This window comes from Sphingomonas yabuuchiae (genome assembly GCF_014199595.1).
In the GTDB taxonomy this organism is placed as follows: Bacteria; Pseudomonadota; Alphaproteobacteria; order Sphingomonadales; family Sphingomonadaceae; genus Sphingomonas; species Sphingomonas yabuuchiae.
On record NZ_JACHNX010000013.1, the window covers coordinates 79119 to 92098 of the forward strand.

At 66.2% G+C, this 12980-nt stretch carries 16 protein-coding genes and 1 pseudogene; 9 read left to right on the forward strand and 8 right to left on the reverse strand.

The genetic code is table 11. The features are described 5' to 3' along the window. Window positions 1–111: 111 nt before the first annotated feature. Window positions 112–432 carry a hypothetical protein gene (locus GGQ89_RS14750; protein WP_076715718.1) on the reverse strand — a complete coding sequence of 107 codons (321 nt, stop codon included), beginning with the start codon at window positions 430–432 and terminating at the stop codon, window positions 112–114. 147 nt (window positions 433–579) lie between these two features. Between GGQ89_RS14750 and GGQ89_RS14755 the strand changes: the two genes are divergently transcribed. From GGQ89_RS14755 to GGQ89_RS14775, 5 genes are all read left to right on the forward strand, one after another. After that, window positions 580–1074 carry a Csu type fimbrial protein gene (locus GGQ89_RS14755; RefSeq protein ID WP_083706617.1) on the forward strand — a complete coding sequence of 165 codons (495 nt, stop codon included), beginning with the start codon at window positions 580–582 and terminating at the stop codon, window positions 1072–1074. Beyond that, complete coding sequence (locus tag GGQ89_RS14760) at window positions 1074–1802, forward strand: fimbrial biogenesis chaperone (RefSeq protein ID WP_184106220.1); 729 nt, start codon at window positions 1074–1076, stop codon at window positions 1800–1802. Before GGQ89_RS14755 ends, GGQ89_RS14760 begins: the two co-directional genes overlap by 1 nt. Continuing rightward, a complete protein-coding gene (locus tag GGQ89_RS14765) occupies window positions 1780–4179 on the forward strand; it encodes a fimbria/pilus outer membrane usher protein (RefSeq protein WP_184106221.1) in 2400 nt (799 codons plus the stop codon). Before GGQ89_RS14760 ends, GGQ89_RS14765 begins: the two co-directional genes overlap by 23 nt. Next, on the forward strand, window positions 4176–5126 hold the full coding sequence (locus tag GGQ89_RS14770) for a Csu type fimbrial protein (RefSeq protein WP_184106222.1): 951 nt from the start codon (window positions 4176–4178) through the stop codon (window positions 5124–5126). The genes GGQ89_RS14765 and GGQ89_RS14770 overlap by 4 nt, the downstream gene beginning before the upstream one ends. Before the next feature lie 82 nt (window positions 5127–5208). Further along, window positions 5209–5997: a DUF1206 domain-containing protein gene (locus GGQ89_RS14775; RefSeq protein WP_184106223.1), complete on the forward strand. Its 789-nt coding sequence runs from the start codon at window positions 5209–5211 to the stop codon at window positions 5995–5997. Between the two features lie 192 nt (window positions 5998–6189). Here the strand turns inward: GGQ89_RS14775 and GGQ89_RS14780 are convergent, their stop codons facing one another. Both GGQ89_RS14780 and GGQ89_RS14785 read right to left on the reverse strand, forming a co-directional pair. Then, complete coding sequence (locus tag GGQ89_RS14780; protein ID WP_056435242.1) at window positions 6190–6558, reverse strand: hypothetical protein; 369 nt, start codon at window positions 6556–6558, stop codon at window positions 6190–6192. A 265-nt stretch (window positions 6559–6823) separates the two neighbouring features. Then, complete coding sequence (locus tag GGQ89_RS14785; RefSeq protein ID WP_184106224.1) at window positions 6824–7069, reverse strand: hypothetical protein; 246 nt, start codon at window positions 7067–7069, stop codon at window positions 6824–6826. Window positions 7070–7192: 123 nt separating this feature from the next. Between GGQ89_RS14785 and GGQ89_RS14790 the strand changes: the two genes are divergently transcribed. Beyond that, window positions 7193–7633, forward strand: a complete 441-nt coding sequence (locus tag GGQ89_RS14790) for a hypothetical protein (RefSeq protein ID WP_338112273.1) — start codon at window positions 7193–7195, stop codon at window positions 7631–7633. 679 nt (window positions 7634–8312) lie between these two features. Here the strand turns inward: GGQ89_RS14790 and GGQ89_RS14795 are convergent. The 4 genes from GGQ89_RS14795 to GGQ89_RS14810 form a co-directional block, all read right to left on the reverse strand. Beyond that, complete coding sequence (locus tag GGQ89_RS14795) at window positions 8313–8930, reverse strand: glutathione S-transferase family protein (RefSeq protein WP_184106225.1); 618 nt, start codon at window positions 8928–8930, stop codon at window positions 8313–8315. 93 nt (window positions 8931–9023) lie between these two features. Continuing rightward, window positions 9024–9242 carry a hypothetical protein gene (locus GGQ89_RS14800; RefSeq protein ID WP_221238968.1) on the reverse strand — a complete coding sequence of 73 codons (219 nt, stop codon included), beginning with the start codon at window positions 9240–9242 and terminating at the stop codon, window positions 9024–9026. 218 nt (window positions 9243–9460) lie between these two features. Next, window positions 9461–10102: a UPF0149 family protein gene (locus GGQ89_RS14805; protein WP_221238969.1), complete on the reverse strand. Its 642-nt coding sequence runs from the start codon at window positions 10100–10102 to the stop codon at window positions 9461–9463. 5 nt (window positions 10103–10107) lie between these two features. Next, window positions 10108–10305 (reverse strand): hypothetical protein, encoded by a 198-nt coding sequence (locus GGQ89_RS14810; protein WP_244955798.1) that lies wholly within the window; start codon window positions 10303–10305, stop codon window positions 10108–10110. 202 nt (window positions 10306–10507) lie between these two features. Between GGQ89_RS14810 and GGQ89_RS14815 the strand changes: the two genes are divergently transcribed. After that, window positions 10508–10789 (forward strand): DUF427 domain-containing protein, encoded by a 282-nt coding sequence (locus GGQ89_RS14815; RefSeq protein ID WP_184106228.1) that lies wholly within the window; start codon window positions 10508–10510, stop codon window positions 10787–10789. A gap of 108 nt (window positions 10790–10897) precedes the next feature. Beyond that, on the forward strand, window positions 10898–11728 hold the full coding sequence (locus tag GGQ89_RS14820) for an aldo/keto reductase (protein WP_184106229.1): 831 nt from the start codon (window positions 10898–10900) through the stop codon (window positions 11726–11728). Here the strand turns inward: GGQ89_RS14820 and GGQ89_RS14825 are convergent. Continuing rightward, window positions 11725–12621, reverse strand: coding sequence for a LysR family transcriptional regulator (locus tag GGQ89_RS14825; RefSeq protein WP_184106230.1), 897 nt, complete (start codon window positions 12619–12621; stop codon window positions 11725–11727). The two genes, GGQ89_RS14820 and GGQ89_RS14825, sit on opposite strands and share 4 nt — an antisense overlap. A gap of 89 nt (window positions 12622–12710) precedes the next feature. Between GGQ89_RS14825 and GGQ89_RS14830 the strand changes: the two are divergent. Beyond that, window positions 12711–12887: pseudogene (locus GGQ89_RS14830) on the forward strand (aldo/keto reductase); the annotation flags it as partial. Window positions 12888–12980 lie beyond the last annotated feature (93 nt).

Genomic DNA, 12980 nt, shown 5'->3' on the forward strand with positions numbered 1-12980 from the left:
CCCCTCACCTAAGCTGCGCTAGCCAGCAGGCTGGCAAGCTCCGCTATCCCTCTCCCCTTTCCAGGGGAGAGGGGCAAGAAATTAGCATGACAGCAGATCGCCCCTGAGGCCTCAATTCCCCTCGGCGTCAACCGTGAAGACCACCGGCCGCCCGCGCGACATCGGGTCCCAGCCTGCCGCCAGTGCCGAGCGCACGCAGCGCGTGATCGTCGGGTCATCGAGTTGGAGCCGCCCGCGCGGCAAGCCCTTGAGCAGCCGCTTCGGAGCCGGAAACTCCATATGCGCCTCGCGCTTGGCGCCCTGTTCGGAAAGGGCGATGGTCATGCCCTTCCATCCTTCGTCATCCGACAGATGGGGCTCGCGCTGGAGATGCCAGTCATAGGTGATGCCGTCGACGGTCACGCTGCCGGACTGAATTTGGGTTTTCGACATGGCCCCGCCCCTAGCACGTTCGTCGTGCCATGGCACAGGCCACCGCGACAAACAGCATCTTCCGAAATTCTCGTCCGATTCCGAAGCTTTAGCACCTTGATAAGGCCTTCGGGCTTTTGATCAGGCGTGATTTGGAGGCACAATATCGTGAAACCCTATCTCGCACCTCTCGGCATCGCGGCACTGGGCTGCGTCCTGATCGCCGATCCCGCCGCCGCGCAGCAGAGCACGCAGTTCCAGGTGTCGATGACGATCCAGGCCGAATGCCGCCTGACCTCGGCGAGCGACCTGGCCTTCGGCAATACCGGCGTGATCCAGGCCGCGATCACCTCGACCAGCACGATCGGCGTCCAGTGTACCAACACCACCCCCTATAATATCGGCCTGAATGCCGGTGCGGGCACGGGAGCGACGGTGGCGGCGCGGCGGATGACCTCAGGCGCGGGGGCTACGGTCGTCTATGAGCTGTTCCGCGATCCCGCCCGGTCACAGATCTGGGGCAATACCGCAGGCACCGACACGCTGGCCGGGATCGGCAACGGCGCGGTGCAGTCGCTGACGGTGTACGGGCGCGTCCCGGCCCAGACCACTCCGGCGGCGGGCAGCTATACCGATACCGTCCAGGTCACGGTGACATACTGATGACGCCGTGGCCGAAACGGTCGCTCGCGGCGGCGGCGATGGGGCTGGCGATCCCGGCGATCGGCCACGCATCCGACATCCGGGTCGCGCCGGTCGCCATCGACCCGCTGCCGGGCGCGCGCACGACCTCGCTGACGCTCAGCAATGCCGAGCAGCGGCCGGTACGGGTCCAGGTCCGCGTGATGAAATGGTCGTCGCGCAACGGCACCGACGTCCTGACCCCCACGAATGAGGTCGTCGCCAGCCCGCCCTTCTCGACGCTGGCGCCGCAGCAGCAATATCTGATCCGTGTCGTCCGCACGGCCAAGGCCGCGCCGGTCGGCGAGGAGGCCTATCGCGTCCTGATCGACGAAGTGCCCGAGCCGACCCGCGCGCAGCCGGGCACGGTCAATCTCGTCGTGCGTCAGTCGATCCCCGCCTTCTTCTCCGACATCCCGCGCCGGATGCCCGATGTGGAATGGCGGATCGACCGTTCGGGCGGCGGCGCGGCGCTGGTCGGGCGCAACAAGGGCAACAGGCGACTGCGCATCGCCGACCTTCAGCTGATCGCGGGCAGCCAGCAGCTTCTCGCGAGGCCGGGGCTGGTCGGCTATGTGCTGGCCGGGTCCGAACTGCGCATTCCGCTGAACCCCGGCACCGCCCTGCCCGGCGGCACCGACCTGCGGATGCGGGCCGTTTCCGATGGCGGCCCGATCGAGGTCTCCCTTGCGACCCAGCCGCGCCGGTGAACTGGCCGGGATCATCCTGGCCACGCTGGCCTGCGCGCAGACCGCCGGTGCGCAGGACAGCGAAAGCCTTCGCGTCGGGGTTGATGTCGACCCCAGCCGCCAGGAACAGGCGCTTCAACTCGAGGTCTATCTGAACGACAAGCCGACCGGCTATGTCGCCTCGTTCACGCAGCGCGCAGACGGCAGTTTCACCGCACCCGTCGCCCAGTTGCGGACGCTGGGCGTCAAGGTCCCACCGGATGCCGAGACGGGCGACGTGCCGCTGGAGCGTATTTCCGGGCTGCGCTATCGCTATGAGCAGATGCGCCAGATCATGTGGCTGGCCGCTGGCCCGACCGTGCAGAACCCGACCCTGATCGACGGCGGGCGCGGCGACCGTTCCGGCCTGACGCCGGACCGGCCGCCCTTCGGCGCGGTGCTGGACTATACGCTGTTCGCCAGCGGCGACCGGAGCGCGGTCGGCCCGCGCTTTACCGGCGCATCGGGTGCGTTCGGGACGCGCGTCTTCGGCGCGTTCGGCCTGTTCGAGAGCAGCGCGGTCGGCCTGTTGTCGGGCGGGCCGCGCTTTACCCGGCTGGCCACGAGCTATAGCTATGAAGACCCCAGACGGCTGGTGACGCTGCGCGCAGGGGACACGATCAATGGCGGCCATGCCTGGACCCGCCCGATCCGCATGGCGGGGCTTCAGATCCAGCGGACCTTCGGCATGCGGCCCGACCTGGTCACCATGCCCGTGCCGCGACTGCTGGGCAGCGCCGCCGCCCCCTCGACGCTGGACCTGTTCATCGACCGGGTCCGCACCCTGTCGGCCGACGTGCCCCAGGGCCCCTATGCCGTCATGCACCCGCCGATCGTGCAGGGCGCAGGTGTCGCGACCGTCGTCGTCCGCGATGCGCTGGGCCGGGAAACCGTACAAACCGCGCCCTTCTATGCCTCTCCCCAGTTGCTGGCGGAGGGGCTGACCGATTTCAGCGCGGAGGTCGGCTTTGCCCGACGCAGCTATGCGATCCTGTCGAACGACTATGACCGGCGGCTGATCGGTTCGGCCTCGGTTCGGCGCGGCATGACCGACCGGCTGACGCTACAGGGCCATGCCGAGCTGGGCGCGGGTCTGGTCCAGCTGGGCGCGGGCGGCGTCGTGACGTTGCGGGACCAGGCCTTGCTGTCGCTCGCCGGGGTGGTCAGCCAGGCTGGGGGACGCACGGGCGGGCTGGTCGATATCGCGTTCGAGACGCGCCGGTCCGGCTTTTCGGTGCTGATCCGGTCGATGCGGGCGATCGGCCGCTATGAGGACCTGGCGTCGCGCACATCGTCCTTCGGCCCAATCCTGGTGGGCGACCGGCGGATCTTCGGCGCGCCGCGCGAGGTCGATCAATTCTCCCTGTCGTTGCCTATCGCCGCGACCTCGGCCTCGGTCGGGGTGAGCCTCGTCAATTCCAAGACGGCGGCGGGGGACCGCTATCGGCTCGCCAGCCTGTCCTCTACCGCCAATGTCGGGCGGCTGTCGCTGTTCGCCAATGCCGTCGCGGACCTGAGCGGCGACCGCAGCTTCGGCCTGTTCGTCGGGGCCAGCCTGCCCTTCGGACGACGCGCCTCGGTGACGACCGGCGCGACGGTGTCGGAGGGGCGCGTCTCGGGCTATGCCGAGATGTCGCGGCAGGGCGCGCACGAACCCGGCTCCTGGGGTTGGTCGGTGCGGGTTGCCGATGGCCGTGAGCGGGCGGGCCATGCCATCGTCCGCCATACGACCGGCTTCGCCCAGTTCGAGGCGACCGGCCTCTATGCGGGCGGCAACGTCTCCGGCACCTTGCAGGCCGAGGGCGCGGTCGCGCTGATCGGTGGCGACCTCTATGCGGCGCGGCGGCTCGACCAGTCCTTTGCGGTGGCCGATGCGGGCGCGAGCGGCGTGCGGGTGTACCGCGAGAACCGGCTGGTCGGCACCACCGGCGCGTCGGGCAAGCTGCTGGTTCCCGACATCGCCCCGTTCGAGCCGAGCGCAATCTCCATCGATCCCTCCTCGCTGCCCGTCGACGCGCGCATCGCCTCGACCCATGCCGAGGCGGTGGCCTTTACCCGCGTGCCCGCACTGATCGCGTTCGGCGTGGCGCGCGAAACCGACGCCGCGCTGGTCGAGTTCGTCGATGGCGAGGGTCGGCTGCTGCCGCTGGGCTCGGGGATCGCTCGGCCGGGGCTGCCCGAGGATGTGGTCGGCTATGACGGTGCCGCCTTCCTGAGCGCGCTCGGGGGCCAGAACGAAGCGATTGTCACCGATCCCGATGGCCGCCGCTGCCGGGCGCGTTTCCCCTTTGCCGCGCAGCCGGGCGAGCAGGTGCGTATCCGGGCGGTCTGTACGCCCATGGCGAGTGCGGCGCCATGACCCGGCTGATCCTCATACTGCTCGCCGTCCTCGCCTGTCTGGCCATGCCTGCCCCGGCACGGGCGCAGACCTGCTCGGCCACGGTGTCGTCGATCGATTTCGGTAGCCCCTCGCTGCTGACCAGTGGCCCGGTCGATGTGACGGGGACGGTCACGGTCACCTGCACCAGCATCCCGGTGCTCAACGTCGTCAAACTCTGTCCCGGCATCGGCGCGGGCAGCGGCGGCACGGACGGCTCCGGCCGGTTGATGACGGGCACCGGAGGATCGCTGCGCTACCAGCTCTATCAGGACGCGGCGCGATCGGTCGCCTGGGGATCGCTGGACAATCCGGCGTTGGGCACGGTGCCCGCGATCATCATTTCCAACCTGCTGAACGGGGCCGGTTCGGCGACGCGCACCATCTATGCGCGATTGTTCGGCGGCCAGGCGACAGCGGTGCCGGGGGCCTATCGCTCCAGCTTCATCGGCAACGCCACGCTGTTCAGCTATGGAGCCGAACTGCTCGGCACCAGCACCAACTGCACCGGCTTTGCGGGCACCGCCTCCGTCCGCCCGACCTTCGAGGTGACGGCCACGCTTCCCAAGGGTTGCACCGTGGCGGCCACCGCACTCACCTTCCCGACGACCGGCGTGCTGGCAAAGGCGGTTACGGCGCAAAGCGGCCTGACCCTGACCTGCACCAGCCAGACGCCCTATGCGTTGCGGCTCGACGCCGGGCGCAATGGCGATGCGTCGGGCGGCCGCCGAATGCGCGGGCCCTCGGGCAGCTTCATCACCTATGGCCTGTTCCGCGATGCCGCCTTTTCATCCAGTTGGGACAGCGGCGTCCAGGCCTCGGGCACCGGCCTTGCCCAGGCGCTGGTGATCTATGGGCGGGTGCCCGCACAACCGACCCCCGCCCCCGGCCTCTATACCGACACGGTCGTCGTGACCGTGACCTATTAGGGCGGGGGCCAAGTCGAAAAGCCATTCCGATGCTGGAACGAGATCGCTTTGTCCTTGTTTTGTCCGGGGTAAGGGAGATCATATGAACGCCAGCTCGCGCCTGACGGCCTTGACCCGGATCGGCTTCGCGACGCGCGGGCTGCTCTATATCGTCATCGCCATGCTGATCGTCCGGACCGGCAGGGCGGAAGACCAAAGCGGTGCGATCGAATATCTCGGCCGGGGCGGCGGCCAGATATTGCTGGCGATCATCGCCGTCGGGCTTACGGCCTATGGCATATGGCGGCTGGCCGACGCGGCTCTGGATGTCGAACGGCACGGAACCGACCGTAAAGGCGTGATGGAGCGGATCGGCGCTGGCGTCAGCGGTGCCATCCACCTCCTGCTCGCCTCGCAATCGGTGCAGTTGATGCGCGGAGCGGCCCTGTCGGGAGACGGCGCTCAGGAAAGTGCACGGTCGGCCATGCAACTGCCCGGCGGCTGGGCGTTGGTCCTGCTGGGTGCCGCCGTGTTGATCGTGCTGGGCGTGGTCCAGTTCGCCAAAGCCGTCAAAGGATCGTTCCTGCGCTATCTGGATCCATCGGTAGCGCGACATTCCTGGGTACAGTGGAGCGGACGTGCGGGTTATGCAGCACGCGGCCTCGTCTTCCTGATCAGCGGCTATCTTCTGGCCAAGGCCGGGATCGAGGAACATGCCAGCGAGGCGGGCGGCATGGCGCGGGTGCTGTCCTGGCTGACCGATCCTTTCGATATCATCGTCGGTGTCGGGCTGCTGGCCTTCGGACTCTTCAGCCTGGTCGAGGCGCGCTACCGGCAGCTCCATGACGTACCGGTCGACGAGGCCATCCAACGCGCGACCCGCTGGCGTTAAGCGGGTTCGCCAAAACGACGAAGGCCGATGTCGGATTTGCGCACGTCTGCTGCGGCTGACTTAAACGCTTGCCTCAGATCGCTTTCCTGCGGGCAAACGCCTGCTCGGCGTGACGGACGAAAGCTATTCCATCGTGATGATGGTAAAGGAGAGCCCGACCAGTCGGTACCGAAGAGCCCTCCTTCCCCATCTTTATGCCTCGGCCAGAGGCTTGGCCAGCTTCGGCGTCTGCTGGTGCTGCACGACCCGCCAGACCTCATGCTCCAGCCGCCGGATGACCGAGGTGCAATAGGCCTCATAGGCCTCGCCGTCCCGGCTGGCCGCGACGTGATAGCCGATGACGATCAATCCCTCCTGGGGTCGTGACACCTGCCGTTCGGTCAGTTCGGCGCTTTCCCAAACGGGCGTGTCCGCCACCGCCGACACCGCTGCGTCGCCGGTCAGTACGAAAGGCGGCCGGGGCAGCACCATCACGACCTCGGCATCGACTTTTTCCCGATAATTGTCCGGGCCTTCGGTCCAGAGGCTTTCCTCGAAACTCCAGAGGCGTTCGTCATCCATGATTAGCACTCCCGATAGTGAACAGAATGGCGTGGCGGTCGTCAGGCAAAGTCACCTAGCGCGGCGGCTCCTTCGCCCGTCGCGTTTCCCCCGGGCGAGGCCGCTCCGGGCACCGGTGTAGGGCTGGGACGATCGGACATGTCGGCTCCATTGGTGCGACCGACACTTTGCCAGCGGCCAGGCCATAGAACGCCCTTGCCCTCTATCGGAGCCGTTCAAACGGAAGGAAAATGTCGGGCGGGCGACTTCGCCCCCGATCGCGCCGTCAGCTTTTCGCCGTCACCGGCACGGATGCCCGCGCGACGGCGGCGGGAGGACGGTCCGTCGCAGGACTATCCTCCCCCAAGTGCCGCATGGCATGGAGACGCCGCAGGATAAGCGCCAGATCGTCCTCGGCCAGTTCGGACGCCGGATCGATCAGTGCCCGCTCCGGCAACGACTCCACCCACATCGCCAGCCGGTTACAGGCTGCACCAAGATCGGGATCGGAACTGTCGTCGAAAGCGGCCATGCGGTCAGCCTAACCCTTTCCCTGCCGCCCGCAAGCATCATCGACGCCGAACCGCCACCCGCCCGGAACGCCGCCCCCCGTGTATTCGTCTGACGATATGTCGTTCCTTGCGAGGCAGAAAGCGTGACCAGCACCAGATCGGCCGAACGCGTCATCGATAGCGGAACCGCGGGCAAGACGAAGGCGGGCCGTACCCGCCCCGGTGGCCTATCGGCACCCAAATCCCCACCGCCGATCACCCCCGATGGTCGCTATATCGTCGTGCGCGGTCGGTTGTGGCGCAAGAGCAACCCGGCCCTGGCATCGGACGAGCGACAGGCACTGGTCGATGCGTTGATGCAGGCCCGCCGGGCGGTACGAACGGCGATGGCGCAAGGTGACGGGCCAGCCCTTCGTCAGGCGCGCGCCCAAGTCCACGCCACCAAGGTCGCGCTCGGCGAGCGGGGGCCGGTCTGGTGGGACGATGGTGCCCCTGATCTCAATCGGCACATGGTCCACACCACCGGCTATGCCGACTGGTATCGCGACGCTTCGCTGCCGAAGACAGGGACATCAGCCAGCTAGGTCTGAACCGGTCGCCCCGAAACGTAGAGGGGATCCCCAAGCGGGCATAGTTACGCTTAAAATTCCTGGTCGAGGGAAGGTGTCGGCAGCTGCGGGGCGAGGCTATTCGAATGACCTACTGTACAGGTAGCAAATTCGGTTGCCCGCGCTGCAACAGCCCGTGGCAACATGCTTCCACCTATTCCTGCGGCATCCGCCATTCGAAAATCTCGAACCGCTCTGTCATGCGACCGTTCACGCCATTCCGGTTGATCTGCCCAAAAGCCGATCAACGTTCTTCTGCTCGTCCGTCAGCGCGGAGAAGCGCGTTTCGACATGCTCTCTCCTGCTGACATATTCCAGGACGCCGTGAACGATGAAATCCCCGAACATCGCTTCTTAGATTGCGACGAGGCCCTCAATCATGAAGGTGGTGTCGGGTTCAGTACGTTGATAGCCGACGTAGACCTGCTCGAGATGGTTGGCGCCGAAGCAATAGCTTAGATGGTGATACGGCTGGGGCGGCAGGAGTCCCACCCAACCAATACACTTGCCAAGTGGTTGATTTCATTGACATGCAGGAACCGCCTGCACATCGCATTGCTACAATGCATTGGCACAACGTGCAATCGTCATTTGGTCGGTGCTTGTCGGCGCATGCGATAACCAGATGGCGCGGTGCATTGCCGAAGATCGGCCATCAATCGACAATCAACTTGTTGTGCGCCAGCACGGCCGCCAACTTGGGATTGCGCCGCATCAACTGGGCGGCATCGAATAATCTCGGCGTGTTCTCGGCGAACCACTCGCGGCCCGGACGCCAGTCGATCATCACCACGGCGTAGCAATCCAGGGCGGACGCCTGCTCTCCCAATACATAGGGGCCGACGACCTGCTCCTCGAGCCAGCGATAAAGGCGCTCGCGATGGGCATTGGTGGCAGCGGTCAGTTCGTCCTGTGCGGAAGGCGCCCAGCGCTCGGGGTAATCGCCATAGGTGAAGGTCGGATAGACGTTCGCCACGATCCAGATCAGCAGGCGCAAAAAGCGGCGATGTTCGACTGTTCCCGGCGCAGGCGCCAGCCCCGCGTGTCGGTCCGCCAGCCACAGCGCGATCGCAGCGGTCTCGGTCAGCACCTCGCCATCGTCCAGCACCAGCGTCGGAACCTGCCGCAGCGGGTTGACCGCCGCCAGCCTGTCCTGCGCCGCATCAGGACGGTCGAAACCTTCGACGTCGACGAAGTCATAGGGCTCGCCGACCAGCGCTAGCATCGTCTCGACGATCGCCGAACCCCAGGCCGGTACTCCATACAATTTCATATCACTTCCCCGTTCAGTGCAGGAACATGGCGGATCGGCCTACAAGCCGGCTTGGTCGATCCTCTGCGCGATTTCGTTCGCCAATGCGGCCTTCTACTTCGGCAACAAGCGATGAAGTGCCGTCTGCACGCGTTTGCGCGCGACCTGATAGGCCTTGTGGCGGATGACCCGTATCGCATTCGTCCGCCACGACGGGCTCTTGCCGAGCAGTGCTTCCCACTTGGCTTCCTCCACCTCGAGGATCGACAGCGCGAAGTGCAATCCATCGCGTCGTCCGCGGGCATATTCGTCGGAAATGGGTGGCGTCTTCATCTGATGACGAAATTGAACCGCACCGCCGTCCCTGACAAGGCAAATCCCCGGTGCGGTTGTCGGGCCGATAGACGGCACACCCCTCAGTTATGCGGGATCTATCTCCTTGATAATCAAGCATGTGTTCGGTGGAATGACCGTACTCCCCTTCCCTGTCGTGGACGGGCAGCGCTTGGTCGATCTGGTGCGGCGAAGGCCCGCCGGGTCAGCGGGTCAGGTCAGGCGCAGCAATGCTTGTGCTTCTTTCCTGATCCGCAAGGGCATGGATCGTTGCGGCCCGTCTTCGCCGTCACGACGGCGGTCGCCTTCGCCTCGCCGACACCCGCGCGGGCCGCATAAAGGCGCTGGACCGTATCTGTCAGCTCGGCCGCCGCACGGTCCTGAAAGGCGTTGACCTCGACGCTGTCGAGATCGCTTTCGCCCCGCGCGATCGCGACTAGCGCCAGAAGGCGCTGCCATGGACCGGCCCATTCTGTATCGGCCGCCGCCGCGTCCCACGCCTCCGGGCGGAGCGCGATGGCGTCGGAAAAGCCGTCGATCCAGTACTCCCACAGAACCTCGCCATCGCGCTCGTCGACGTCGAGGATCGGCTGCAACTTGCCACGGGACAGATCGCGCGCGATCTCGTCGCGCCGCGCCGCAACCGCCTTGACGAACCATTGCTCGTCGAGCGGGTCCTCGAAGGGTGGAACGCCATCGACCTCGACGCCCCATATCACCGTCATCCATTCATCGCCGGGGATCGGTTGGGGACAGACGATAAGCCCGGCGAGGAAACCGTCGAGCTCGGTGAGCAGCATCGGCTCCTCGACCGGAAGTTCCGCCAGCGCGCCATCGAGCCGCCGGAAGCGAGACGGCATTTTCCTCACAGGCGGATACCGCGTTTGCGCATCTGTTCCTCCGCCATGGCACGCAGCGGCGTCGGATCGCCTCCGGCGAAAATGTCGGCGAAGTCGAGCAGATCCTCGTCGTCCAAGGCCGCCACCGCCGCCTCGATGGCGGCAAGGCGCCGAAGGTCGAGTTCCGTCTGGGTAGCGAGGCGCTTCATGCGGGTCTTGAGCATCGCCGTTCGTTAACAGGATCGATCGCATTTGGCAGCGCCCGATCTCCTGCCAGGGCGTTGGAGGCAAGACCAATCGACACTTCCGCTCGCCACGGCGAACCGATCCGGTAGCGCTTATCGCCCCCGAAAGCCGAATGGCCCGGACCTGACCTTGACGAAAATCGACCAAATGCCGACGTCCATCCGCGTCAGGAGACGTATGATGGTGGAAGCACGATGGAACGGCGTACGGATCGCCCATGGCGACGATACGGTGATCGTCGAGGGCAACCATTATTTCCCCGTGCAGAGTGTGGACGCCGCGCTCCTGCGACCAAGCCCCACGAGGACCATCTGCCCGTGGAAGGGAACGGCGCATTATTACAGCCTGAACGTTGCGGGCGCCGACAATCCCGACGCCGCCTGGTATTATCCCGATCCCAAGCCCGAAGCCGAAAACATCCGCGGACGCATCGCCTTTTGGAAGGGGGTTACGGTTAGCTGACCCGAGTTGCCCCACATCCCGCGTGCGGCGATATGGTCGTCCGCGTCGGTGTAGTCGGCCACCAACCGGACTTTGGCCCGATACGCCTGATCGAACGTTGACCGCCACATGAAGATGATCCGCTTTCCGGACGGGACGACCGTTCCCGCGCTTGGCCAAGGCACCTGGATGATGGCGGAAGATCCCGCTCGTCGGTCGGATGAGATCGCCGCGCTGCGCGAGGGGCTGTCGCTTGGCCTGCCCCTGATCGACACTGCCGAAATGTATGCCGATGGCGAGTCCGAACGCCTGGTCGGCGAAGCGATCGCGGGCGTACGCGACGAGGTGTTCCTCGTCAGCAAGGCCTATCCCCAGAATGCCTCGCGCGACCGGTTGCCGCGAGCTTGCGAGGCGAGCCTCGACCGGCTCGGAACCGACCGGCTCGACCTGTACCTGCTGCACTGGCGCGGCAATGTTCCGCTAGCGGAAACGATAGAGGCCATGGAGCGGCTAGTCGCGGCGGGCAAGATTTTGCGCTGGGGAGTCAGCAACCTCGACACCGACGACATGGCGGAATTCATCGCAAGCGGCGGCGAAGAATGCCAGACCGACCAGATCCTCTACAATCTTACCCGACGCGGCCCCGAATATGATCTGATCCCTTGGCTCGCGCGGCATCAAATGCCGGTCATGGCCTACAGCCCGGTCGAGCAAGGCCGCTTGGTGGCCCATCCCGGCCTTGCCCAAATGGCCGTCGAGCGCGACGCCACGCCCGCGCAACTCGCTCTCGCCTGGCTGCTTGCACGGGACGGCATCCTCCCCATCCCCAAGGCGGGGTCCATCGCCCATGTGCGGGACAACCGGGCGGCGTTGGACCTCACACTATCCGAAGCCGAGCTACGACGCCTCGACGACCTGTTCCCGCCGCCACGCGGCCCCGAGCCGCTCGCGATGCTCTAACCGCGGATGAAGTCGAGGAACGCGCGCAGCGGCGGCGGCACGAGACGGCGACCGGAATAATAGAGGAACGGGCCGGAAAAGGACTGCCACCAGTCGGGCAGCACCGGTTCAAGCGCGCCGCTTCCCAACGCTGGCGCGAGCCAGTCCTCGAACAGGTGAATGATCCCTCCGCCCGCCACCGCCACATCGACCAGCAATTCCACTGCACCGGCGACACCGGCGATCAACGGTCCTTGCGGCTCGATCCGTACGATCTCGCCGTCGCGCTCGAACTCCCACGGGCTGGTGAGCGCGCCGCTGCGGAACCGGCCGCGCAGACAGGCATGGTCGAGCAGATCGCGCGGATGGTCCGGCCGCCCGCGCGCGTCGAGATAGGCCGGTGCCGCCGCCGTCGCGAAGCGCTGGACACGCGGGCCGATCGGCACCGCGATCATGTCCTGCTCCAGCCGCTCGTCATAGCGGATGCCGGCGTCGCAGCCCGACGCCACCATATCGACGAAACCGTCCTCGGCGACGATCTCGACCTGAATGTCCGGATAGGCGGCGAGGAAGCCGGGCAGGATCGCCGGCAGCACCAGCCGCGCCGCGCTGACCGGCACGTTGAGCTTGAGCGTGCCCGCCGGCCGGTCGCGGAAAAGGTTCACGACGTCGAGCGCCGCCTCCACCTCGCCGAGTGCCGGCGCCAGACGTTCGATCAGCCGGGTCCCCGCCTCGGTCGGTACGACGCTGCGCGTGGTGCGATGGAGCAGCCGGACGCCCAGCCGCGCCTCCAACCGCCGCACCGCTTCGCTTAGCGTCGAGGCGCTCGACCCGATGGCGCGTGCAGCGTCGCGGAACCCCCGCGCCTGCGCAACTGCCAGGAACGCATTGAGATCGGCAAGGTCAGCCTTCATCGTTCGGTTTTCCGTACAGCCCGTGCGGATCACTCCGGCTTATCGCTATGATCCGCAAGCCGTATCTCGGGGCCAGCACAGGAGATAAGATGATGACGATCGACCAGGCTGGCACCTATTCCTTCGCCGGATGCAACGTGAAGCGCCTCGGCTATGGCGCGATGCAACTCGCCGGCCCCGGCGTGTTCGGTCCGCCGCGTGACCAGGAGGCGGCGCTCGCCGTGCTTCGCGCCGCTGTCGAGGCTGGGGTCAACCACATAGACACTAGGGTCAGGACTCGTTGATCACAGCCAGAAGATGACGGTGGCCGCGAGAGCAACGGCGGGAAAGAAGGCCGTGGGGCAGCGATCGTAGCGTGT

Bases quoted from the DNA above. Each gene is read 5' to 3' on its own strand.
- GGQ89_RS14750 (WP_076715718.1), bottom strand. From the start codon at position 432: ATGTCGAAAACCCAAATTCAGTCCGGCAGCGTGACCGTCGACGGCATC.
- GGQ89_RS14760 (WP_184106220.1), top strand. From the start codon at position 1,074: ATGACGCCGTGGCCGAAACGGTCGCTCGCGGCGGCGGCGATGGGGCTG.
- GGQ89_RS14770 (WP_184106222.1), top strand. From the start codon at position 4,176: ATGACCCGGCTGATCCTCATACTGCTCGCCGTCCTCGCCTGTCTGGCC.
- GGQ89_RS14775 (WP_184106223.1), top strand. From the start codon at position 5,209: ATGAACGCCAGCTCGCGCCTGACGGCCTTGACCCGGATCGGCTTCGCG.
- GGQ89_RS14780 (WP_056435242.1), bottom strand. From the start codon at position 6,558: ATGGATGACGAACGCCTCTGGAGTTTCGAGGAAAGCCTCTGGACCGAA.
- GGQ89_RS14785 (WP_184106224.1), bottom strand. From the start codon at position 7,069: ATGGCCGCTTTCGACGACAGTTCCGATCCCGATCTTGGTGCAGCCTGT.
- GGQ89_RS14795 (WP_184106225.1), bottom strand. From the start codon at position 8,930: ATGAAATTGTATGGAGTACCGGCCTGGGGTTCGGCGATCGTCGAGACG.
- GGQ89_RS14800 (WP_221238968.1), bottom strand. From the start codon at position 9,242: ATGAAGACGCCACCCATTTCCGACGAATATGCCCGCGGACGACGCGAT.
- GGQ89_RS14805 (WP_221238969.1), bottom strand. From the start codon at position 10,102: ATGCCGTCTCGCTTCCGGCGGCTCGATGGCGCGCTGGCGGAACTTCCG.
- GGQ89_RS14810 (WP_244955798.1), bottom strand. From the start codon at position 10,305: ATGCTCAAGACCCGCATGAAGCGCCTCGCTACCCAGACGGAACTCGAC.
- GGQ89_RS14815 (WP_184106228.1), top strand. From the start codon at position 10,508: ATGGTGGAAGCACGATGGAACGGCGTACGGATCGCCCATGGCGACGAT.
- GGQ89_RS14820 (WP_184106229.1), top strand. From the start codon at position 10,898: ATGAAGATGATCCGCTTTCCGGACGGGACGACCGTTCCCGCGCTTGGC.
- GGQ89_RS14825 (WP_184106230.1), bottom strand. From the start codon at position 12,621: ATGAAGGCTGACCTTGCCGATCTCAATGCGTTCCTGGCAGTTGCGCAG.